The organism is Mycobacterium colombiense (assembly GCF_001953985.1).
GTDB lineage: Bacteria > Actinomycetota > Actinomycetes > Mycobacteriales > Mycobacteriaceae > Mycobacterium > Mycobacterium colombiense_B.
This window is the reverse complement of record NZ_MBEI01000062.1, coordinates 40,194-61,390: the sequence shown is the minus strand read 5'-3', so window position 1 is coordinate 61,390 and position 21,197 is coordinate 40,194. Positions and strand designations below refer to the sequence as shown.

Annotated in this window: 21 protein-coding genes; 14 read left to right on the top strand and 7 right to left on the bottom strand. The window is 69.2% G+C overall.

Annotation, left to right across the window (positions count from 1 at the left end; genetic code table 11):
- Position 1: 1 nt before the first annotated feature.
- The gene (locus tag A5732_RS20510) at positions 2-1,183 is read right to left on the bottom strand and encodes an FAD-binding oxidoreductase (RefSeq protein WP_076103144.1); all 1,182 of its coding nucleotides are present in this window, start codon (positions 1,181-1,183) and stop codon (positions 2-4) included.
- 32 nt (positions 1,184-1,215) lie between these two features.
- A complete protein-coding gene (locus tag A5732_RS20505) occupies positions 1,216-1,659 on the bottom strand; it encodes a DUF3060 domain-containing protein (protein WP_076051423.1) in 444 nt (147 codons plus the stop codon).
- 133 nt (positions 1,660-1,792) lie between these two features.
- On the opposite strand from A5732_RS20505, the gene clpB reads away from it, so the two are divergent.
- The 8 genes from clpB (at position 1,793) to A5732_RS27760 (ending at position 10,789) form a co-directional block, all read left to right on the top strand.
- Positions 1,793-4,339 carry an ATP-dependent chaperone ClpB gene (gene clpB / locus A5732_RS20500; RefSeq protein WP_076103143.1) on the top strand — a complete coding sequence of 849 codons (2,547 nt, stop codon included), beginning with the start codon at positions 1,793-1,795 and terminating at the stop codon, positions 4,337-4,339.
- 114 nt (positions 4,340-4,453) lie between these two features.
- Positions 4,454-5,332 (top strand): trehalose monomycolate transport factor TtfA, encoded by an 879-nt coding sequence (gene ttfA, locus A5732_RS20495; RefSeq protein WP_076103142.1) that lies wholly within the window; start codon positions 4,454-4,456, stop codon positions 5,330-5,332.
- Positions 5,333-5,389: 57 nt separating this feature from the next.
- Positions 5,390-6,166 carry an SDR family NAD(P)-dependent oxidoreductase gene (locus tag A5732_RS20490; protein ID WP_076103159.1) on the top strand — a complete coding sequence of 259 codons (777 nt, stop codon included), beginning with the start codon at positions 5,390-5,392 and terminating at the stop codon, positions 6,164-6,166.
- On the top strand, positions 6,153-6,692 hold the full coding sequence (gene pyrE, locus A5732_RS20485) for an orotate phosphoribosyltransferase (protein ID WP_076103160.1): 540 nt from the start codon (positions 6,153-6,155) through the stop codon (positions 6,690-6,692). Before A5732_RS20490 ends, pyrE begins: the two co-directional genes overlap by 14 nt.
- A gap of 12 nt (positions 6,693-6,704) precedes the next feature.
- Positions 6,705-7,607: a hypothetical protein gene (locus A5732_RS20480; protein ID WP_065125732.1), complete on the top strand. Its 903-nt coding sequence runs from the start codon at positions 6,705-6,707 to the stop codon at positions 7,605-7,607.
- Positions 7,604-8,254 (top strand): TrmH family RNA methyltransferase, encoded by a 651-nt coding sequence (locus tag A5732_RS20475; RefSeq protein ID WP_076103141.1) that lies wholly within the window; start codon positions 7,604-7,606, stop codon positions 8,252-8,254. The genes A5732_RS20480 and A5732_RS20475 overlap by 4 nt, the downstream gene beginning before the upstream one ends.
- Positions 8,255-8,306: 52 nt before the next feature.
- Positions 8,307-9,440: a glycoside hydrolase family 76 protein gene (locus A5732_RS20470; protein ID WP_076103140.1), complete on the top strand. Its 1,134-nt coding sequence runs from the start codon at positions 8,307-8,309 to the stop codon at positions 9,438-9,440.
- The gene (locus A5732_RS27760; protein ID WP_076051418.1) at positions 9,437-10,789 is read left to right on the top strand and encodes a 3-oxoacid CoA-transferase; all 1,353 of its coding nucleotides are present in this window, start codon (positions 9,437-9,439) and stop codon (positions 10,787-10,789) included. The genes A5732_RS20470 and A5732_RS27760 overlap by 4 nt, the downstream gene beginning before the upstream one ends.
- 12 nt (positions 10,790-10,801) lie before the next feature.
- Here A5732_RS27760 and A5732_RS20460 read toward each other — a convergent pair whose 3' ends face one another.
- Complete coding sequence (locus A5732_RS20460; protein WP_076103139.1) at positions 10,802-11,494, bottom strand: DedA family protein; 693 nt, start codon at positions 11,492-11,494, stop codon at positions 10,802-10,804.
- A gap of 84 nt (positions 11,495-11,578) precedes the next feature.
- Here A5732_RS20460 and fbaA point away from each other — a divergent pair, with 84 nt between their 5' ends.
- Positions 11,579-12,610 carry a class II fructose-bisphosphate aldolase gene (fbaA, locus tag A5732_RS20455; RefSeq protein ID WP_076103138.1) on the top strand — a complete coding sequence of 344 codons (1,032 nt, stop codon included), beginning with the start codon at positions 11,579-11,581 and terminating at the stop codon, positions 12,608-12,610.
- Positions 12,611-12,664: 54 nt separating this feature from the next.
- Here the strand turns inward: fbaA and A5732_RS20450 are convergent, their stop codons facing one another.
- The gene (locus A5732_RS20450) at positions 12,665-13,537 is read right to left on the bottom strand and encodes an Rv0361 family membrane protein (protein WP_076051415.1); all 873 of its coding nucleotides are present in this window, start codon (positions 13,535-13,537) and stop codon (positions 12,665-12,667) included.
- A 119-nt stretch (positions 13,538-13,656) separates the two neighbouring features.
- Here A5732_RS20450 and A5732_RS20445 point away from each other — a divergent pair, with 119 nt between their 5' ends.
- A complete protein-coding gene (locus A5732_RS20445; protein WP_076051449.1) occupies positions 13,657-14,070 on the top strand; it encodes a DUF3151 domain-containing protein in 414 nt (137 codons plus the stop codon).
- Between the two features lie 4 nt (positions 14,071-14,074).
- Here A5732_RS20445 and A5732_RS20440 read toward each other — a convergent pair whose 3' ends face one another.
- Genes A5732_RS20440 through A5732_RS20430 form a run of 3 tightly spaced genes read right to left on the bottom strand, consistent with a single transcriptional unit; the run spans position 14,075 to position 16,394 of the window.
- Positions 14,075-14,971 carry a cation diffusion facilitator family transporter gene (locus A5732_RS20440; protein WP_076051414.1) on the bottom strand — a complete coding sequence of 299 codons (897 nt, stop codon included), beginning with the start codon at positions 14,969-14,971 and terminating at the stop codon, positions 14,075-14,077.
- 40 nt (positions 14,972-15,011) lie between these two features.
- Positions 15,012-15,794, bottom strand: a complete 783-nt coding sequence (locus tag A5732_RS20435) for a site-2 protease family protein (protein WP_076051413.1) — start codon at positions 15,792-15,794, stop codon at positions 15,012-15,014.
- Positions 15,795-15,803: 9 nt separating this feature from the next.
- Positions 15,804-16,394 carry a peptidase M50 gene (locus tag A5732_RS20430; protein ID WP_253189092.1) on the bottom strand — a complete coding sequence of 197 codons (591 nt, stop codon included), beginning with the start codon at positions 16,392-16,394 and terminating at the stop codon, positions 15,804-15,806.
- Between the two features lie 375 nt (positions 16,395-16,769).
- Between A5732_RS20430 and A5732_RS20425 the strand changes: the two genes are divergently transcribed.
- From A5732_RS20425 to purT, 4 genes are all read left to right on the top strand, one after another.
- Positions 16,770-17,705: a histidine phosphatase family protein gene (locus A5732_RS20425; protein WP_171975060.1), complete on the top strand. Its 936-nt coding sequence runs from the start codon at positions 16,770-16,772 to the stop codon at positions 17,703-17,705.
- A gap of 175 nt (positions 17,706-17,880) precedes the next feature.
- The gene (locus A5732_RS20420) at positions 17,881-19,179 is read left to right on the top strand and encodes an adenylosuccinate synthase (protein WP_064954622.1); all 1,299 of its coding nucleotides are present in this window, start codon (positions 17,881-17,883) and stop codon (positions 19,177-19,179) included.
- Positions 19,176-19,823 carry a PaaI family thioesterase gene (locus A5732_RS20415; RefSeq protein ID WP_076103136.1) on the top strand — a complete coding sequence of 216 codons (648 nt, stop codon included), beginning with the start codon at positions 19,176-19,178 and terminating at the stop codon, positions 19,821-19,823. Before A5732_RS20420 ends, A5732_RS20415 begins: the two co-directional genes overlap by 4 nt.
- Positions 19,824-19,863: 40 nt before the next feature.
- Complete coding sequence (gene purT, locus A5732_RS20410) at positions 19,864-21,144, top strand: formate-dependent phosphoribosylglycinamide formyltransferase (protein WP_076051410.1); 1,281 nt, start codon at positions 19,864-19,866, stop codon at positions 21,142-21,144.
- Positions 21,145-21,197 lie beyond the last annotated feature (53 nt).

Genomic DNA, 21,197 nt, shown 5'->3' with positions numbered 1-21,197 from the left:
GCTACCTCCATAGCGGATCATGCTGAATGTGTTCGGGCGGAGCCCCTTTGGCGATCAGGGCGGCCTTGGTGGCGCTGACCATCGCCGGCCCGCCGCAGACCAGGATCTGCCGATCGCCCCAGCCGCCGTACTTGGTCACCACGTCGGGCAGCCGCCCGATCTGGTGCACGTGCAGGCCGCGGGGTGGGGTGACGTCGGGATAGTCTGCGGCCCAAGAGGGGTCGCTGTTGTATTCCGAGACGGGCGAGACCGACAGCCACGGATTGTGGGAGGCGACCTGCCACAGGGTCGGCAGATCGTAGAGTTCGCAGCGGTAGCGGGCGCCGAAGAAGAGATGTATCCGCGGGTTCACTGCGAACCGAGACAGGTCCATGATCAGCGACCGCAGCGGCGCCAGGCCCGTGCTGCCGGCAACCATCAGCACGTCGCCGCCCTCGCGGTCGACGCGCAGGCCGCCGTGCGGGCTGGACAGCCGCCACCGGTCGCCGGTGCGGGTTTCGTTGACGACCGCGGGGCTGACCAGGCCGCCGGGAACCAGGCGGACGTGGAACTCGATCCCGCCGCCGGGGTCGGGCGGGATCGCGGGGCTCAAATACCGCCAGCGGTGCGGGCATTGGGGCACGTGGACGTTGACGTACTGGCCGGGGTGGTAGCCCATCGGCTGATCGAGCTGCAGCCGGACCACCGCCAGATCCCGCGACACCCGGATGTGCTCGACGACGGTGCCGTCCCACCAGGCGGGCCCCTCCTCGGCGTCCGCGGCGCCGCTCATCACCCCGGTGATCAGGTTGAGCGACTGCCTGGCCGCCTCGTCGACGGCGTCGGTCCAGGCCGCACCCAAGTGCGCACGCAGCGTCGCCAGCAACGCGCTTCGCAGGGTGTCGTAATGCGGCGGCAGCACACCGTATTTGCGGTGATCGCGGCCGAGCTGGGCCAGGAACGCCACCGGCTCCTGGGCGCGGCGCGCGACCAGCTCGCCGTACACCCAGTGCAGCGCGTGCCCGAAAGCGAGCCGTTGGGCCGCCATTTCGGGCGGGAACAGATGGCGCACCGAGCCGTCGAGGGCGAACCAGTGGGTGTAGAAGCGGTGGACGAGTTCGTCGGGATCGCCGACCGAGCCCGACTCGCCCGGTGCGAAGGCATCGCGCAGCACCCGCAGTGCGTCGACGTCCTCCAGGCTCACGGGCCCCGATTCTAGGCTCGGCAGCCGGTGACTCAGCCCTGCCGGACGATGTTGGCGGTCCCGACGTTGTCGACCTTGGGCGAACCCCAGTGATACACAACGGTGTTGCCCGTCCCCGACGCGTTCACCGCATCGGTGCTGTCGACCGCGACGTGGTTGCCGCTGCCGGACACGCTGACGCTGGTGCAGTGCCCGGTGAGGGTGATGGTGTTCTTCTGCCCGCTCACCGACAGGTAGCCGGCGTGACAGGGGATCGTCTTCGTCACACCGGTCCCGCTGACCTGCAGCGTGCCGGAGTCCGGGACCGTCGTCGAGGGGCTGCCGCCGGCGAGATCGGTGTGCAACCCGACCGCGACCAGCCCGGCGAGCGCCAGTCCGGCGGCCAGGGCGGCGAGCAAGAAGGTCAGGGGAACGCGGCGCGGGGTCCGGCCGGGCTCGGCGCCGGCCTGATCGGGGTGCTGCGTCGTCTGTGTCATCGGAACTGGGGTACCCCGTACGCGATATTGCCCAAAACTCGATAGAGTTGAGCGGAACACACTCAACCTTGACGGCGTTGAACAAGCGGACAAGCATTTTTGCAAACCTTTTTGTACCCGAACGGAGCTCGTCGTGGACTCTTTCAACCCGACCACCAAGACCCAAGCGGCGCTGACTTCGGCGCTGCAGGCGGCCTCGGCCGCCGGCAACCCCGAGATCCGGCCCGCCCACCTGCTGATGGCCCTGCTGACGCAGGCGGACGGCATCGCCGCGCCGCTGCTGGAGGCCGTCGGCGTCGACCCGGCCACCATTCGCGCCGAAACCGAGCGGGTGCTGGAGCGGCTGCCGCAGGCCAGCGGCGCCAGCTCGCAACCGCAGCTGTCGCGCGAGTCGCTGGCCGCCGTCACCACCGCCCAGCAGCTGGCCACCGAGATGAACGACGAGTACGTCTCGACCGAGCACCTGCTGGTCGGCCTGGCCACCGGCGACTCCGACGTCGCCAAGCTATTGACCGGCCACGGCGCCTCGCCCCAGGCGCTGCGCGACGGGTTCGTCAAGGTGCGCGGCAGCGGCCGGGTCACCAGCCCCGAACCGGAGGCGACCTATCAAGCGCTGGAGAAGTATTCGACCGACCTGACGGCCCGCGCCCGCGAGGGCAAGCTCGACCCGGTCATCGGGCGGGACAACGAAATTCGCCGCGTCGTGCAGGTGTTGTCCCGGCGCACCAAGAACAACCCGGTGCTCATCGGCGAGCCCGGCGTCGGCAAGACCGCGATCGTGGAGGGCCTGGCCCAGCGCATCGTCGCCGGCGACGTCCCGGACAGCTTGCGCGACAAGACCGTGATCGGGCTCGACCTCGGATCGATGGTCGCCGGCGCGAAGTACCGCGGCGAGTTCGAGGAGCGACTCAAGGCCGTCCTCGACGACATCAAGAACTCCGCCGGGCAGATCATCACCTTCATCGACGAGCTGCACACCATCGTCGGGGCCGGCGCGACCGGCGAGGGCGCGATGGACGCCGGCAACATGATCAAGCCGATGCTGGCCCGCGGCGAGCTGCGGCTGGTCGGCGCCACCACGCTCGACGAGTACCGCAAGTACATCGAGAAGGACGCCGCGCTGGAGCGCCGCTTCCAGCAGGTGCTGGTGGGCGAGCCGTCCGTGGAGGACACCGTCGGCATCCTGCGCGGGCTCAAGGACCGCTACGAGGTGCACCACGGGGTGCGCATCACCGACTCGGCCCTGGTGGCCGCGGCGACGCTGTCCGACCGCTACATCACCGCACGCTTCCTGCCGGACAAGGCCATCGACCTGGTCGACGAGGCCGCCAGCCGGCTCAAGATGGAGATCGACTCGCGGCCCGTCGAGATCGACGAGGTCGAGCGGCTGGTGCGCCGCCTCGAGATCGAGGAGATGGCGCTGGCCAAGGAAGAGGACGAGGCGTCCAAGGAGCGGCTGGAGAAGCTGCGCTCGGAGCTGGCCGACCAGAAGGAGAAGCTGTCCGAGCTCACCACCCGCTGGCAGAACGAGAAGAACGCCATCGACGTCGTGCGCGAACTCAAGGAGCAGCTGGACACGCTGCGCGGCGAGTCCGAGCGCGCCGAGCGTGACGGCGACCTGGCCAAGGCCGCCGAGCTGCGCTACGGGCGCATCCCCGAGGTGGAGAAGAAGCTCGACGCCGCGCTGCCGCAGGCCGAGGCCCGCGAGAACGTGATGCTCAAGGAGGAGGTCGGTCCCGACGACATCGCCGAGGTGGTCTCGGCGTGGACCGGAATCCCGGCCGGGCGGATGCTCGAGGGCGAGACGGCGAAGCTGCTGCGCATGGAAGACGAGCTGGGCCAGCGCGTCATCGGCCAGAAGAAGGCGGTGACGGCGGTCTCCGACGCCGTCCGGCGTTCGCGCGCCGGCGTCGCCGACCCCAACCGGCCCACCGGATCGTTCATGTTCCTCGGGCCGACCGGCGTCGGGAAGACCGAGCTGGCCAAGGCGCTGGCGGAATTCCTGTTCGACGACGAACGCGCGATGGTCCGCATCGACATGAGTGAATACGGCGAGAAGCACTCGGTGGCCCGGCTGGTCGGCGCCCCGCCCGGATACATCGGCTACGACCAGGGCGGTCAGCTGACCGAGGCGGTGCGGCGGCGGCCGTACACGGTGATCCTGTTCGACGAGATCGAAAAGGCGCACCCGGACGTGTTCGACGTGCTGCTGCAGGTGCTCGACGAGGGCCGGCTGACCGACGGGCAGGGCCGCACCGTCGACTTCCGCAACACCATCCTGATCCTGACGTCCAACCTGGGCTCGGGTGGCAGCGAGGAGCAGGTGATGGCCGCGGTGCGCTCGGCGTTCAAGCCGGAGTTCATCAACCGGCTCGACGACGTGATCATCTTCCACGGCCTGGAGCCCGGTGAGCTGGTGCAGATCGTCGACATCCAACTGGCTCAGCTGCAGAAGCGGCTGGCCCAGCGCCGCCTGACGCTGGAGGTGTCGCTGCCGGCCAAGCAGTGGCTGGCGCACCGCGGGTTCGACCCGGTCTACGGCGCGCGGCCGTTGCGCCGCCTGGTGCAGCAGGCCATCGGTGACCAGCTGGCCAAGCTGTTGCTGGCGGGCGACGTGCACGACGGCGACACGGTTCCGGTGAACGTCAGCCCGGACGGCGACTCGCTGATCCTGGGCTGACCGCTGGAGGGGGACCATCGGCGGTCCGGCGACACGCAGCTTTTGCCAGCTGTGATTGGGTTGTGACCTGGTCGCCTTCTGTGTTCCGGGCCAATAGCAGATACCCTGTTTTGGATGGTCCCCCTCTGGTTCACGCTCTCCGCGCTGTGCTTTGTCGGCGCGGGGGTGCTGCTGTACGTCGACATCGATCGGCGACGCGGGCGCAGCAGGCGCCGCAAGTCGTGGGCGCGGTCGCACGGGTTCGACTACGAGACTGAATCAGCCGACATCCTCAAGCGCTGGAAGCGCGGGGTGATGTCGACCGTGGGCGACGTCGCCGCACAGAACGTGGTGCTGGGTCAGATCCGCGGCGAGGCCGTCTACATCTTCGACCTGGAAGAGGTCGCCACCGTCATCGCGCTGCACCGCAAGGTGGGCACCAACGTCGTCGTCGACCTTCGGCTCAAGGGACTGAAAGAGCCACGGGAGAGCGACATTTGGCTGTTGGGTGCCATCGGGCCGCGGATGGTCTACTCCACAAATCTGGACGCCGCCCGCCGCGCCTGCGACCGCCGGATGGTCACGTTCGCGCACACCGCACCGGACACCGCCGAGATCATGTGGAACGAGCAGAACTGGACGTTGGTCGCCCTGCCGATCACCAGCACCCGCACCGAGTGGGACGAGGGTCTGCGCACCGTGCGCCAGTTCAACGACCTGTTGCGGGTGCTGCCGCCGCTGCCCGAAGAAACAACGCAGGAGACCGGGGCGCCGTCGGGTCTGCGCAACGCCTCACCCAGCCGGCCGCGGGCGCCCGCGGGCCGCGCCGAGCTGCCCGCCCGGCGCGCGCAGCAGGACGTGGCGGGACTGCTCGGCCCCGACCTTCAGCCCGGTCGTCGCGCCGCCGAGCCGATGCGCCGCGACCAGCCTCGACCCGATGGGCGTTCGGAAACCATCCGCCGCCCACCCCCCTCCGGGCGCAACGGTCACCAGGCCAGCAACTATCAGCGCTGACGGCGGGCCCCGGGTACCTCAGGGCCCGGTGGTGCCGCCGTCATTAGGATGTCGCTCATGCCCCGCCCCGTAGCCCTGATCACCGGGCCTACGTCCGGAATCGGCGCCGGGTTCGCGCGACGCTACGCCGCCGACGGCTACGACGTGGTCCTGGTCGCCCGCGACGTCGACCGGTTGACCAGGCTGTCGGACGAACTACAGGAACACTCCGGCAGCGTCGAGATCCTGCCCGCCGACCTCGCCGATGCCGCGGGGCGGCAACGGGTCTGTGACCGGCTCGCCGGCGGGGGAGTGCGCGTCCTGGTGAACAACGCCGGCTTCGCCACCTCCGGCGACTTCTGGTCGGCCGACCCCGCGCTGCTGCAGTCCCAGCTCGACGTCAACGTCACCGCGGTCATGCACCTGACCCGCGCGGCCCTGCCGGCCATGCTGGCAGCCGGCGCCGGCACGGTCATCAACATCGCCAGCGTCGCCGGGCTGGTGCCCGGCCGCGGGTCGACGTACTCGGCGTCGAAGGCGTGGGTGATCTCGTTCAGCGAGGGCCTGTCCGTCGGCCTGCAGGGCACCGGCGTCTCCGTGCACGCCGTGTGCCCGGGCTACGTGCACACCGAATTCCACGACCGCGCCGGCATCGACATGGCCAAGTCACCGTCGTTCATGTGGCTCGAGGTCGACGACGTGGTCAACCAGAGCCTGGCCGATGTCGCCCGCGGCAAGGTGATCAGCATTCCGGGCCTGCAGTACAAGGCGATCATCGCCGCCGAGCGCCTGGTGCCGCGGACCCTGATGCGGGCGGTCACCAAACGAATCGGGAGTGGCCGTGGCCGGACCTGACCTCAAGGAGTTGGCGGACCTCGTCTCGCGCCTGTCGGTGGTGCACGGACGGGTCACGCTGTCCTCCGGCAAAGAGGCCGACTACTACGTCGACCTGCGCCGGGCCACGCTGCACCACCGCGCCTCGGCGTTGATCGGCGCGCTGATGCGCGAACTGACCAGCGACTGGGACTACGACGTGGTCGGCGGGCTGACCCTGGGCGCCGACCAGGTGGCCACCGCCGTCATGCACGCATCGGGCCGCCCGATCGACGCCTTCGTCGTCCGCAAATCGGCGAAAACCCATGGGCTGCAACGCCTTATCGAAGGCTCCGAGGTTTCCGGCAAGCGGGTCCTGGTCGTCGAGGACACTAGTACCACGGGCAACTCGGCGCTCACCGCGGTGCGCGCCGTCCAGGAGGCCGGCGGCGAAGTGGTCGGGGTGGCCACCGTGGTGGACCGCGCCACCGGAGCCGCCGAGGCCATCGAGGCCCAGGGGTTGCCGTACCGAAGCGTGCTCGGCCTCGCCGATCTGGGGCTGAGCTAGGCCGCCTTCACCGTGCGCACATTCCTTGCGATAGCGGCCTGCTTGGCGCTGTGTCTGGCGGGCTGCTCGTCCTCCAGCCAGCCCGCGCGCCCCTACGGCGCCCAGGGCGCGCGGCTCGGGGAATCACTCGCGCTGCTCGGCTGGAACATGTCGGTGTCGAATCTGCGCTGGGACGGTGACTACGTGCTGGTCGACGTCGACGCGAGCCCCACCTCGGCCAAGGACCCGCACGCCAAACCCGAGGACATCCGGTTCGGGCTGTACGGCGCGCTGGCCCACCCCATGGAGGTCGCCGGCCTGGGCAGCTGCGACACCGCGAAGACCAGCGTGCGAGACATCCCAGCGCCGCTCTCGGCGCCGCGCGACCGCCTCACCGGCACGGTTTGCCTTGGGCCGCTGAAGGATCGGAGCCAGGTGCGCGGTGTCTACGGCTATTCGCCGCGCGACCGGATCCCGGACAGCTCGTCGGCCTACCCCGTCGCCTTCCCGGTCGGGCTGCTGCCCACGAACGCCAACGACAGCGGCGGTTTGGCGGTCAAGACGGCCAGCCTGTCGGCGTGGCGCGCCGACGGCACCCCGGTGACCAAGATGCAGCTGGGCGACCCGGGGGCGTTCACCGGCAACGGCTACATGCTGCTGGGGCTGGAGGCGACGGCCATCGCGGCGCGCTATCGCGACGAGTCCGCCAAGCGCGGCGGCCCGATGATGCTGCTGGCATCGCCGACCCTGCCCGCCCCGGGACTGAACCCGGCCTGCGCGACGTACGGATCGTCGGTGCTGATCCTGCCCGACGCCTCGTTGGACGCGGTGCATGTCAACGCGTCGCTGTGCACCCAGGGCGAGATCAACGACGCGCTGCTCTACGCGACGCTGGCCATCGACGGCACGCACGCCGGCGTGTGGACGCAGCGATGAGCGAACCACCCGGGCCGACGGAATGGGCGGTGACACCGCCCGCCGGCGTCGGGCCGTGGCCGGGCGAGCCGGCCGACGACCCGCGGTATGACCCAGTCCTGTTGCGCGAGGGTGATACTCGCAACGTCGTCGACGCCTACCGGTACTGGTCCCGGGAAGCGATCATCGCCGACATCGACCGGCGCCGCCATCCGCTGCACGTGGCGATCGAGAACTTCGGTCACGACGCCAACATCGGTTCGGTGGTGCGCACCGCCAACGCCTTCGCGGTGCACACCGTGCACATCGTGGGGCGGCGGCGGTGGAATCGCCGCGGCGCCATGGTGACTGACCGATATCAGCGGTTGTGCCACCACGACAGCACCGCCGAGCTGCTGGCCTTCGCGGCCGACGCCGGGCTGACGGTGGTCGCGGTGGACAACGTGCCGGGCGCGACGCGCCTGGAGGAGGCCGCGCTGCCGCGCGAGTGCCTGTTGGTGTTCGGACAGGAGGGGCCGGGGATCACCGATGACACCCGCACGGGCGCGGGGCTGACGGTGTCGATCGCGCAGTTCGGCTCGACGCGCAGCATCAACGCCGGCGTGGCCGCCGGGATCGCCATGCACACCTGGGTCGAGCAGCACGCCGACCTGACCCGCGCCTGGTGAGTCCCTGACGCCCCAGACGCACGCTGACCCGCGTGGGGCAGGATCGACAGGTATGGATCAGCTCTGGGCCAACCGCGCGGCCAGCAGCGAAGCCGCTGTCACCCGACGACACCTGAAACGCCTGTGGGGGCTGCCCGCGACCCAGCTGGGGGTGGTGGCCTGGCCGGCGACGCGGCGCGACCGCTGGTTCGGCACCTGGCACTACTGGTGGCAGGCGCATCTGCTCGACTGCCTGGTCGACGCCGAGGCGCGCGATCCGCAGCCGCACCGGCACACCCAGATCAACCGGCAGGTCCGCTCGCACCGGCTGCGCAACAACTTCTCGTGGATCAACAGCTACTACGACGACATGGCCTGGCTGGCGCTGGCGCTCGAGCGCGCCGCCAGGATCGCGGGCGTCGAGCGCAGCCGCGCGCTGCCCAAGCTCGCCGACCAATTCCTCAAGGCCTGGGCGCCCGAGGACGGCGGCGGCATCCCGTGGCGCAAGTCCGACCAGTTCTTCAACGCCCCGGCCAACGGTCCCGCGGGGATCTTCCTCGCGCGCTACGGCGACCATCTGAAACGTGCTGAGCAGATGGGCAATTGGATCGACCAGACCCTGATCGACCCGGAGACGCACCTGGTGTTCGACGGCATCAAAGCCGGCTCGCTGGTGCGCGCGCAGTACACCTACTGCCAGGGCGTGGTGCTCGGGCTGGAGACCGAGCTGGCCGCCCCCACCGCCGTCGAGATCCGGCAGCGCCACGCCGCCCGGGTGCACCGGCTGGTCGCTGCCGTGCACGAACACATGGCGCCGGCGGGCGTGCTGGCCGGCGCCGGCGGCGGCGACGGCGGCCTGTTCGCCGGGGTGACCGCCCGATACCTGGCGCTGGTGGCCACCGCGCTGCCGGGGGAGTCGGCCGACGACGTCCTCGCCCGCGACACCGCCCGGCAGATCGTGCTGGCCAGCGCGAAGTCGGCCTGGGACAACCGGCAAACCGTGGACGGACTGCCGGTGTTCGGCCCGTTCTGGGACCGCGACGCCCAGCTGCCCACGGCCGGCGGCAAGGAAGCGGAGTTCGTCGAGGGCGCGGTGATGGCGTCCGAGGTGGCCGAGCGGGACCTGTCGGTGCAGCTGTCGGGGTGGATGCTCATGGAGGCCGCCTGTAACGTCTCCGCCGAGTCGAAGAACAGGAGCACCCTGTGAGCAACAAGGTCCACCACGACGCAGAGTCGGCCCTGCACGGCCTGCTGAAGGACGGCATCACCATCGCCGCGGGCGGTTTCGGTCTGTGCGGCATTCCCGAGAAGCTGATCCAGGCTCTGGTCGACAGCGGCATCAAGGACCTGACCATCGTCGGAAACAACGCCGGCGTAGACGATTTTGGCATGGGACTGCTGCTCAAGGGCCGGCAGGTGAACAAGGTGATCGCCTCCTACGTCGGCGAGAACAAGGAGTTCGAGCGCCAAGTGCTGGCCGGCGAGCTGGACCTGGTGCTGACGCCGCAGGGCACGCTCGCCGAGAAGCTGCGCGCCGGCGGCGCCGGCATCCCAGGCTTCTACACCCGCACGGCCTTCGGCACCAACCTCGCCGAGGGCAAGGACACCAGGGTCTTCGACGGCACCGAATACGTTCTGGAAGAAGGCATTCGGGCCGACGTGGCGATCGTCAAGGCGTGGAAGGGCGACACCGCCGGCAACCTCATCTACCGCAAGACGGCACGCAACTTCAACCCGATGATCGCCACCTGCGGCGCGATCACCGTCGCCGAGGTGGAGGAGCTGGTCGAGGTCGGCGAGCTGGACCCCGACCTGATCCACACCCCGGGTATCTACGTCGACCGCATCATCGAGGGCACCGGCTACGAGAAGCGCATCGAGTTCCGCACCACCAGCGGCGGCGCCGCGCTGAAGAACGACAGCCCCATCCGCGAGCGGATGGCCCAGCGCGCCGCCCAGGAATTGCGCGACGGCTTCTATGTGAACCTGGGCATCGGCATTCCGACCTTGGTGGCCAACTTCATTCCCGACGGCATCAAGGTCACGCTGCAGTCGGAGAACGGCCTGCTCGGCATCGGGGCCTACCCGAGCGAGGACACCGTCGACCCCGATCTCATCAACGCGGGCAAGCAGACCATCACCAGCCTGCCCGGGTCCAGCTTCTTCAGCAGCGCCGATTCCTTCGCGATGATCCGCGGCGGCCACATCGACCTGTCCATCCTGGGGGCCCTGGAGGTCGCGGAGAACGGCGACCTGGCCAACTGGATGGTGCCGGGCAAGATGGTCAAAGGGCCAGGCGGCGCAATGGATTTGGTATCCGGCGTCAAGCGCGTGATCGTGCTGATGGATCACACCGCGAAAGACGGCAGCCCCAAGGTTCTCCGTCAGTGCTCGCTGCCGCTGACCGGCAAGAACGTCGTCGACATGATCATCACCAACCTGTGCGTTTTCGACGTCGAGCCGGGACAGGGGCTGGTGCTCACCGAGCTGCAGCCCGGCGTCACGGTCGAGGAAGTTCGCGCCAAGACGGGCTGCGACTTCAAAGTCGCGGTCTGAGCGCGCGGCCGGCTACTCGGCCGCCGGCAGCCGCTCGGATTCCAGGTCGTCCGTGCTCGGCGCCTGCTTGCGTCCCCGGTGGCTGCGCCAGGCGGCGATGAACGCCGGCATCAGCGAGACGATCAGGATGGCCAGCAGGATCTTCTGCAGGTTGTGGTGCACGAACGGCACGTTGCCCATGAAGTAGCCCGCCAGCGTCACACCGCCGCCCCAGAGGATGCCGCCGACGATGTCGAAGCCCAGGAACACCGGGTAGCGCATGTAGGAGACCCCGGCGACCGGCGGGACGAACGTCCGCACGAACGGCGCGAACCGGGCCAGGATGATCGCCCAGGGCCCGTACTTCTCGAAGAAGGCGTGTGACTCGGTCACGTAGTGCTTCTTGAAGAACCGGGAGTCTTCCTTCTTGAACAGCGCCGGGCCGATCCGCCGGCCGATCCAATACCCGGTCTGATCGCCCAGAACCGCCACGGTCGCGACGGCGGGGGCCAGCACCCAGATGCTGGCCGGTGGGTTCGGGTGCGCGGCCAGCAGGCCGCCGGTGAACAACAGCGACTCGCCGGGCAGTAGCGGAAACAGCAGCCCGGTTTCGATGAAGACGATGACCAGGATGCCGGGCAGCACCGCTGACCCGAAGACGCCGTCGGCGCCCAACCAATACATCGGGTCGAAGATGTGGGGCAGGGCCGTCACGGCGGTGCTCATGATTCCTCAACATACCGGCTTCGGGATGAGCGCCCGACCATCCTGGACGATACTGGGTGCACCCGCCTCTGCAGAGGAGTTCTGATGCCCATCGCCACGCCCGAGGTCTACGCCGAGATGCTGCGACGCGCCAAGGCCGACTCGTATGCCTTCCCGGCGATCAACTGCACCTCGTCGGAGACGGTGAACGCGGCCATCAAAGGCTTCGCCGATGCGGGCAGCGACGGGATCATCCAATTCTCCACCGGTGGTGCCGAATTCGCGTCCGGGCTGGGCGTCAAGGACATGGTGACCGGTGCGGTGGCACTGGCCGAGTTCACACGTTCCATCGCCGACAGGTACCCGGTCAACGTTGCACTACACACCGACCACTGTCCCAAGGACAAGCTGGACGCCTATGTCCGCCCGCTGCTGGCGATTTCGGCCGAGCGGGTGGCCGCGGGTGAAGATCCACTGTTCGGGTCGCACATGTGGGACGGCTCGGCGGTGCCAATCGACGAGAACCTGACGATCGCCCAGGAACTCCTCAAGGAGGCGGCGGCCGCCAAGATCATCCTGGAGATCGAGATCGGCGTGGTGGGCGGCGAGGAGGACGGCGTCGCGCACGAGATCAACGACAAGCTCTACACCACGCCGGACGACTTCGAGAAGACCATCGACGCGCTGGGCCACGGCGAGCACGGCCGGTACCTGCTCGCCGCCACGTTCGGCAACGTCCACGGCGTCTACAAGCCCGGCAACGTCAAGCTGCGGCCCGACATCCTGGCCCAGGGCCAACGGGTGGCGGCGGCCAAGCTGGGGCTGCCCGAGGGGGCCAAGCCGTTCGACTTCGTCTTCCACGGCGGTTCCGGTTCGCTGACGTCGGAGATCGAGGAGTCGCTGCGCTACGGCGTGGTGAAGATGAACGTGGACACCGACACCCAGTACGCGTTCACCCGCCCGGTCGCCGGTCACATGTTCGCCAACTACGACGGTGTGCTCAAGGTCGACGGCGAGGTCGGCGTCAAGAAGGCCTACGACCCGCGCAGCTACCTCAAGAAGGCCGAGGCGTCGATGTCCGAGCGGGTGGTCCAGGCCTGCTCCGACCTGCACTGTGCCGGACGGTCACTGAGCTGATCAATCGCTCGAGCGTGAAGCTGGTTTCACGCTGGGCGGAGCGACCTGGCCCGCCTAGCCGCTGGCGGACTGGCAGACCTTCCACTGGTCGTCGCGATACTGCAAATCCATGCTGCGGGTGGAGCGCGTCTGCGGGTCGTAGGCCATGAACGTGGTGACGTTCGCCTCGGCGTGCTGGCCGTTGACCACCACCTGATCGATGCTGGCGATCACCGGGTACTGCTTGGCCGCCGACACCCGCCGGTAGGTCTCGTCCCATGCGTGCTCGTCGTAATCGGCGTAGCCGTCGCGGGTGGTGCCGCAGGTGATGGTGCGCAGCGTGGTCAGGTCGCCGCGCTGGATCGCGACGTCGAAGTTCTGGATGGTGTGCCGAACCTGGTCTTCCTGCGACACGTTGGTGTGTTTACCCCGGGTCAGCAGCACCGTGCCCAGAATCGCGATCGCCGCCAGCGCCAGCACGATCACCACCAACGCCAGCACCCAGCCCCAGTTGATCTGGCGGGAAGTGCGCAACTTTCCGCCGAGCCGGGGTGGAATCGATTGCGGGACAGCCGGTTTCGGTGGGATCCCGAACTGTGCGGTGCCGTCCTGTCCCGGCGGCGTCGCGAAGACCTCGGTGGCGGGCTCCGGTGTGGTGGAGATGATCGCGGTTTCTTTGGCGTCGAAGCCGGGCGCGGTGAAGCGACGTTCGCGCTGCGGCCCGTCCGGCACTTCCTGCGGGCCGCTGTGCGGGTCGGGTCTATTGATCACCACGGTCTCGGTCTCGGAGTCGCTGGGGACCATCGGGACGCTCTCGGTGGCGTCGTCTCCGCTGTCGGGGCCGGACTCGGCTCCCCACTCGTCCCTCGGTTCGTGGCGAGACTCACGTGGGTCGAACCCGGGCCGTTTCGGCGTGCCGCCGCGGTCGGGTTCGGATGGGCTGGGCATGAGTACTACTGTCCTCCCGCTTCATGGGGTAGTGCAGAGCTTAGCGACCGAGTACCCGGCTCGGGGCGATGGACGAGGTGCGTCACGCGGGCAAAAGGAGCGAGCTGCAGAATAGAGCCATGACGCCGATGGGAGATCTTCTAGGGCCCGACCCGATCCTGCTGCCCGGCGATGCCGATGCCGAGGCGGAACTGCTGGCCGGTGAGAAGCCCGGCATCGTCGCGGCCGCGCACCCGACGGCATCGGTGGCCTGGGCGGCGCTGGCCGAGCAGGCCCTGGCCGACGACCAGGCCATCACCGCATACGCCTACGCCCGCACCGGCTATCACCGCGGCCTGGACCAGCTGCGCCGCAACGGCTGGAAGGGCTTCGGCCCGGTGCCGTATTCGCACGAACCCAACCGCGGCTTCCTGCGGTGTGTGGCGGCCCTGGCGCGCGCCGCGGACACGATCGGCGAAACCGACGAGTACGCGCGCTGCCTGGACCTGCTCGACGATTGCGACCCCGAGGCGCGCCCGGCGCTCGGGCTTTGACGCGCTAGAAGCTTTCCGAGCAATCGGTGTCGTCGGGGCAGTCGATCTGAACGGTGGCGTGCCCCAGCCCACGAGCCGAAAGCACCGCGCGCGCGTCGCGCAGCACCCGCGCGGAGTCGCCGGCGCTGATCAGGTGCGCCGTGCACATGTCCTTGCCGGGCGACAGCGTCCACACGTGCAGGTCGTGCACGTCGATCACCCCGTCGACGGCGCCGAGCGCGGCGCGCAGTTCCTCGACGTCGATGTGGGTCGGCGACGATTCGGACAGGATCCGCAGTGCGTCGCGGGCCAGTGCGACGGCCCGGGGCAACACCCAGAGCGCGACCAGCACCGCCACCACCACATCGGCGTAGGGCCAGTGCGTCGTCACGGTGACCACACCGGCGATCAGCACGCCCAGGCTGCCCACGGTGTCGGCGACGACCTCCATGTAGGCGCCCTTGACCGCCAGGCTGCCCGACGAATGGGAACGCAACAGCAGCGCGACGACGAAGTTGGCGGCCAGCCCGGCCAGCGCGACCACGATCATCGGCACGCCAGGGACGGCGGGAGCTTCGCTGAGGCGCCGGACGGCCTCGTAGAGGATGAACGCCGCCACGCCGATCAGCAGCCCGGCGTTGGCGACGGCGGTGAACACCTCGGCGCGATGCCAGCCGTAGGTACGGGCGGGAGACGCGCTGCCGTGGCGGGCCAGCGTGACGGCGGCGAGCCCCATGAAGACCGCGACCACGTCGGTCAGCATGTGGCCGGCGTCGGCCAACAGGGCGATCGAGTTGATCAGCAACGAGGTGACCAGTTCCACCACGAAGAACGCCGCCAGAATCGCGGCGGCCATGATCATCCGCGGGATCAGCCGAGCGTCGTCCGTCTCGGCGGGGGTGTGGTTGTGGCCTGCGCCCATGGCGCGAAATATATGCGCAACAACGCATATATGGCAAGGGTCAGAACCAGCGGCTCCAGAAACGGGTCAGCGCGTTGCCCCAACCCACCAGGACGTCCGGCACGCCGGACACGTCGAACAAAGACAACACGACGCCGAAGAACCATTGGTTGAGCACGGGTGCCAGGAGCAGGAACAGCAGGATGACGAAGCCCCACTGCTTGGCCGGCGCCAGCGCGCGCTGCGTCTCGGGGCTCAGATGCGGTTCCAGGGCGTCGTATCCGTCCAGGCCAGGGATGGGCAGCAGATTCAGCAACACGGCGGTGAGCTGAAGGAACGCGAGGAACGCCACCCCCGACCACAGCACCACGTGCGCCGGGTCGAAGAACAACCGCGTCACCGCCAGCAGCAGCACCGCCAGCACCAGGTTGGCCGCCGGGCCGGCCAGGCTGACCATGGTGCGCCGGGCGGGCGTCATGAACCAGGTGCGCACGTAGACCGCCGCGCCCGGCAGGCCGATCCCGCCCAGCAGGATGACCACCATCGGCAGCACCAGCGACAGCGCGGGATGGGCGTAGCGGCGTGGGTCGAGCGTCAGGTACCCGCGCACGGCGTCATCGTGATCGCCGAACCTCCAGGCGGTCAGCGCATGCCCGAATTCGTGCAGACACAGCGACACCAGCCAGCCGGCGATCACGAAGACGAAAACTCCGGCATAAGCCAGCGGCCGGGTGCTGATCCCGGCCGACCAGGCCAGCGCGGCGCCGACACCCGTCAGCGCGATGAGGCCCAGGAAGATCGGGCTGGGCCGTACCGATTCGTGCTGGGAGGAGGGGAAGCTCACCGATCGAAACTAGCCGACCAGCAGCCAGCCCTCGATGTTGCGGTAGAACGCCGAGCGGCGCGCGGCACGGGGCACGGCGACGCCGTCACGCACCACGGTGACGCCCGTGCTGCCGAGCTGGGCGGCGCGCCCGGTGACCCAGCGGGGCCACAGGCGGCCGAGACCGCGGCCCGCGACCGCCGCCCGCAGGCCGGGCGCGGCCGGTATCGGTTCGATCCACACGCGTTCGACGTCGCCGTCGAACAACGTGGTGTCGTCGACCACCGCCTCGCCGTGGATTGACCGCGCGCCATCAGCCGGCGCCCAGCCGGCCCGCCCCACGACCACCGACCCGGTCTCGTCGCGGATCAGCGTCACCCGGCGCGCGCCACCGCGCCGGGCTTGCCGCGCCGCCCGGAATCCGGCCGGCAGGCAGTAGATCCGGGTGGCCCGGGTGCGGCGGCGTGGCACGTAGGCCACCTCGACGTCGAGCCGCTCGGCGCGCAGCAGCCGGGTCAGCACCGCGGCCAGCTCGGCGTCGTCGCCCAGCACCACCAGCCGCCGGTATGGGCCGATCGCGGCATCGATGTCGGTTTCACCGACGACCCGGTGGATTTGCATGCCCCGCAACGGTCGGTAGGTGCGCCGTTGGCCGAACAGAAGAATCGCGGTCGCTCGATCTCCTTGCGTCACAGTCTATCCAATCAAAAGGAAGCCAATACCGTTGTCTTCCAACGTCTCTGGCCGGACCTGAACCGCGGCGTCGAAAGGTCTCGGTATAACGACACAGTCACAACATGGTGTCGACTGTGAAAGTTGTTGCAACACTGTCGCTAAACAACCGGATACTTTACTCCTGCCACAGGGCCGACGTTGCGCGGAATCCCGCCACGAGTGGTTGAGGGAACGGAGAACTACCATTCGCCGATTTACCGCCATCTTGTCAACCGCGCGAACCGCATTGCTCGCGTCGGGTGCCGGCCCCACGCGCGTCCGGTGCTGACGACGCCGCTGTGCCGCGCCGGCGCCGTGCTGCTTTCGATTGTCTTGCTGTGCAGTGCATCTGCGACAGCCTCGGCGGACGAATCGATCGTGATCGATTTGGTGCGGCATGGGCAGTCGACAGCCAATGCGGCAAGCCTGATCGACACGGCGCCGCCCGGAGCATCGCTCACCGCGCTTGGCCAGCAACAGGCGCAGACCGTCGCCGGCGTCCTCGCGGCGAAGGGCCCGATCGCCGCGATCTTCGCGTCGCAGCTGGTCAGGACGCAACAGACCGCGGCGCCGTTGGCTTCCGCATTGGGCATGAACCCCCAGGTGTTGCCGGGGCTCAACGAGATCGACGCCGGCATTTTCAACGGCATGCCGCAGATCAGCCTCGCCGGGCTGGCGTACATCCTGGCGCCCGTCGCGTGGCTGCTCGGGCTACGCATCGTGCCGATGCTGGCGCCGGGCTCCGCCGACCCCAACGGGTACGAGTTCCACAAACGTTTCAACGGCGCGCTCCAAACGATGTACGGCAACGCGGCGACCAGCGCCAGCGGCTTCAACGGCCTGCTCACAACGATGTACAGCAATGCGCTTGCCAACCCGGTCCGGGCGTCCGACGGCAGGATCAGAGAGGTCGCGTTCTCCAGTGAATTCGACATCGGTATCGGGACTATGACGACCGTCAGAAACCCCGAACAGTTGCTCCTGCTTTTCGATCCCCTGCCCAACGGCGGCATCGTCGAGATCCAGGGCAATCCCCACGATGGCTGGACGCTGGTCAGCTGGAACGGGAAACCGGTGCATCCAGGTTGGTCGGGGCGCAAGAACGGCGGTGGCGCCAACGGCCTGTGCCTCATGCTGGACGCGTCCACCAGGACCGGCGTGTGCGCGGCCAAGCCGACGGCGCCGGCAGGCGCTCCGGTCGCGGCGCCGTACGGGTGAGGTCGGCACCCGCCGCCCGCCTTTACCGGCTCTTTCATGCCGGTCTCACCACGTCCTGGCTTAAGCTGATTTGCCCGGCGCCTCAGCTGGCCATCGGCGGCCCGCATGGTCGCCAGGCTAGGGTGGGTCACCGGCTGGACCACAATACGCAGGCGAGATCAGGTTGGAGCGTGTCATGCCGGCAATCGTCCTCATCGGCGCCCAATGGGGCGACGAGGGCAAAGGTAAGGCCACCGATTTGCTCGGTGGGCGCGTTCAGTGGGTGGTGCGTTACCAGGGCGGCAACAACGCCGGGCACACCGTCGTCTTGCCCACCGGGGAGAACTTCGCGCTGCACCTGATCCCGTCGGGGGTGCTCACGCCCGGTGTCACCAACGTCATCGGCAACGGTGTGGTGGTGGACCCCGGCGTGCTGCTGGACGAGCTCAAGGGACTCGAAGACCGCGGCGTCGACACGTCCAAGCTGCTCATCTCCGCCGACGCGCACCTGCTGTTGCCGTACCACGTGGCCATCGACAAGGTCACCGAGCGCTACATGGGGAACAAGAAGATCGGCACCACCGGCCGCGGCATCGGCCCCTGCTATCAGGACAAGATCGCGCGCATCGGCATCCGGGTCGCCGACGTGCTCGATCGGGAAGTGTTGACGCACAAGGTCGAAGCCGCGCTGGAGCTGAAGAACCAGATCCTGGTCAAGATCTACAACCGCAAGGCGCTGGATCCCCACCAGGTGGTCGACGCCCTGCTGGAGCAGGCCGAGGGCTTCAAGCACCGCATCGCCGACACCCGGCTGCTGCTCAATCAAGCGCTCGAGGCCGGCGAGGCCGTGCTGCTGGAAGGCTCGCAGGGCACCCTGCTCGACGTCGACCACGGCACGTATCCCTATGTGACGTCGTCGAATCCGACGGCGGGCGGCGCGGCCGTGGGTTCGGGCATCGGCCCCACCCGGATCACCGCGGTGCTGGGAATCCTCAAGGCCTACACCACCCGCGTCGGCTCGGGCCCGTTCCCCACCGAGCTGTTCGACGAGAACGGCGAATACCTGTCCAAGACCGGCGGCGAATTCGGCGTCACCACCGGCCGGCGCCGCCGCTGCGGCTGGTTCGACGCCGTCATCGCCCGCTACGCCACCCGGGTCAACGGCATCACCGACTTCTTCCTGACCAAGCTCGACGTGCTGTCCAGCCTCGAGACGGTTCCGGTGTGCGTGGGCTACCAGATCGACGGGGCCCGCATCCACGAGATGCCGATGACGCAGAGCGATCTGGCGCGCGCCGAACCGATCTACGAAGAGCTGCCCGGCTGGTGGGAGGACATCTCGCACGCCCGGGACTTCGACGACCTGCCCGCCAAGGCGCGCGACTATGTGCTGCGGCTGGAAGAGCTTGCCGGAGCGCACATTTCATGCATCGGCGTGGGACCCGGGCGCGAACAGACCATCGTGCGCCGCGACGTCCTGGCGGCCCGTCCGTGACGGAGGCCGCCCAGGATCCCAAAGACCTCGATCCCGAATACGAACATCACGGCGGCTTTCCCGAATACGGGGTGGCCAACCCCGGGCCCGGCTTCGGCCGGTTCGTGGCGGCCATGCGCCGGCTGCAGGACCTCGCGGTGTCGGCCGACCCCGACGACGCCATGTGGGACGACGCGGCCGACCGCGTCGCGGCGCTGACGGAGCTGCTGGGCCCGTTTCAGGCCGCCGTGGAGGGCCGGGCGCCGGCCGGGCGGACGCCGGGCCTACCCGGCATGGGCAGCCTGCTGCTGCCGCCGTGGACGTTGACGCGCTACGAACCCGACGGCTGCGAGATGCACGGCCACTTCACCCGGTTCCACGTCGGCGGCAACTATGCGGTGCACGGCGGCGTGCTGCCGCTGTTGTTCGACCACATGTTCGGGATGGTGTCGCACGCCTCGAACCGGCCGATCAGCCGCACGGCGTTCCTGCACGTCGACTACCGCAAGATCACCCCGATCGACGCGCCGTTGGTGGTGCGCGGACGGGTCACCGGCACCGAGGGGCGCAAAGCGTTCGTGTCCGCGGAACTGGTCGACGCCGAAGGCGCGCTGCTGGCGGAGGCCAACGGCCTGATGGTGCAGTTACTCCCAGGCCAGCCCTGAGGCTGGATGGACACGTGCGGAACCGACCTATCCTTGAGCCGTGACTGACGGCGTGACCGACGGACGGGACGACGAAACGACGGCGCTCGTCGTGCCCCAGCAACCTCCCGCGCGCGCCGAAGCCCAGCCGGACACCCCCTCCGACGGCAGGCCGACGGTGGTTCTGCTGGGTTCAGGCGAGATCAGCCGGGAGCTGGCGATCGACCTGGGGCGCCTCGGAGCCCGGGTGATCGCCGTCGATGCGCACCCGCACGCACCCGCGCACGGGGTCGCCGACCAGGCCCTGGTGCTCCCGATGACCGACGCCGCCGAGCTGTCCGCGGCGCTGCAGCGGCTGCAACCCGACTTCGTGGTGACCGCGACCGACACCGTCGCCGCCGGGGCCCTCGACGCCCTGGCCACCGGATCGGGCGCCAACCACACGGAGCTGGTGCCCAGCGCCCGCGCCGTGCGGCTCAGCGCGGACCGCGAGGGCCTGCGGCGGTTGGCCGCCGACGAGTTGGGGTTGCCCACCGCGCCGTTTTGGTTCGCCGGCTCGCTGGGCGAGCTCGAGGCGGTGGGCGCGCACGCCGGGTACCCGCTGTTGGTCAAGCCGGTGGCCGGGCCGACCGGGCCGGGACAGTCGGTGGTGGCGCGGCGCGAAGACCTCGGGCCGGCGTGGCAACGCGCGATCGGCGCCCACGTAGGCCCCGGACAGCCGCGGGTGCTGGCCGAAACCGTGGTCGAGGTCGAGTTCTACGTCACGCTGCTGGCGGTGCGCAGCGAAGGCCCGGGCGGGCCGGCGATCGAATTCTGTTCGCCCATCGGTCATCGCGGCTCCGGCGGGCAGGTGCTGGAATCCTGGCAACCGCAGAAGATGAGCGCGGCGGCCACGGACGCCGCGAAGTCGATCGCCGCGCGGATCGTCAAGGCGCTGGGCGGGCGCGGCGTCTTCGCGGTCGAATTGATGATCAACGGTGACGAGGTGTACTTCGCCGACGTCACGTCACGCCCGACCGACAGCGCCTGGGTGACGCTGCGCAGCCAACGGCTCTCGGCGTTCGAACTGCAGGCCCGCACCATCCTCGGCCTGCCGGTGGACACCATGATGGTGTCGCCGGCCGCCGCCCGTGCCATCGACCCGGTCGACTCCCACGACCCCGCCGCGCTGACCGGCGCGCTCAGCGTGCCCGAAAGTGACCTGAGGGTGCTCGGGCGCGGCTTCCGGGCGTTGGCGACCGCGCCGGAGGTGGCGGCCGCCCGCGAGCGCGCCGGCCAAGTGGCGGCCGCCTTGAACATCCGGGACTCACGCACGCCGGGAACCGAGCCGGCCGCCCCTTAATAAAGCCGTCGGTCAACCAGGCGCCGCGTTGATATTGGGCGTGAGTTTAGTTG

What these genes read in the sequence shown, in the direction of transcription:
- A5732_RS20505 (WP_076051423.1), bottom strand. Translation starts at nt 1,659, where the DNA reads ATGACACAGACGACGCAGCACCCCGATCAGGCCGGCGCCGAGCCCGGC.
- ttfA (WP_076103142.1), top strand. Translation starts at nt 4,454, where the DNA reads ATGGTCCCCCTCTGGTTCACGCTCTCCGCGCTGTGCTTTGTCGGCGCG.
- A5732_RS20490 (WP_076103159.1), top strand. Translation starts at nt 5,390, where the DNA reads ATGCCCCGCCCCGTAGCCCTGATCACCGGGCCTACGTCCGGAATCGGC.
- A5732_RS20475 (WP_076103141.1), top strand. Translation starts at nt 7,604, where the DNA reads ATGAGCGAACCACCCGGGCCGACGGAATGGGCGGTGACACCGCCCGCC.
- A5732_RS20470 (WP_076103140.1), top strand. Translation starts at nt 8,307, where the DNA reads ATGGATCAGCTCTGGGCCAACCGCGCGGCCAGCAGCGAAGCCGCTGTC.
- A5732_RS20460 (WP_076103139.1), bottom strand. Translation starts at nt 11,494, where the DNA reads ATGAGCACCGCCGTGACGGCCCTGCCCCACATCTTCGACCCGATGTAT.
- fbaA (WP_076103138.1), top strand. Translation starts at nt 11,579, where the DNA reads ATGCCCATCGCCACGCCCGAGGTCTACGCCGAGATGCTGCGACGCGCC.
- A5732_RS20450 (WP_076051415.1), bottom strand. Translation starts at nt 13,537, where the DNA reads ATGCCCAGCCCATCCGAACCCGACCGCGGCGGCACGCCGAAACGGCCC.
- A5732_RS20445 (WP_076051449.1), top strand. Translation starts at nt 13,657, where the DNA reads ATGACGCCGATGGGAGATCTTCTAGGGCCCGACCCGATCCTGCTGCCC.
- A5732_RS20440 (WP_076051414.1), bottom strand. Translation starts at nt 14,971, where the DNA reads ATGGGCGCAGGCCACAACCACACCCCCGCCGAGACGGACGACGCTCGG.
- A5732_RS20430 (WP_253189092.1), bottom strand. Translation starts at nt 16,394, where the DNA reads ATGCAAATCCACCGGGTCGTCGGTGAAACCGACATCGATGCCGCGATC.
- A5732_RS20420 (WP_064954622.1), top strand. Translation starts at nt 17,881, where the DNA reads ATGCCGGCAATCGTCCTCATCGGCGCCCAATGGGGCGACGAGGGCAAA.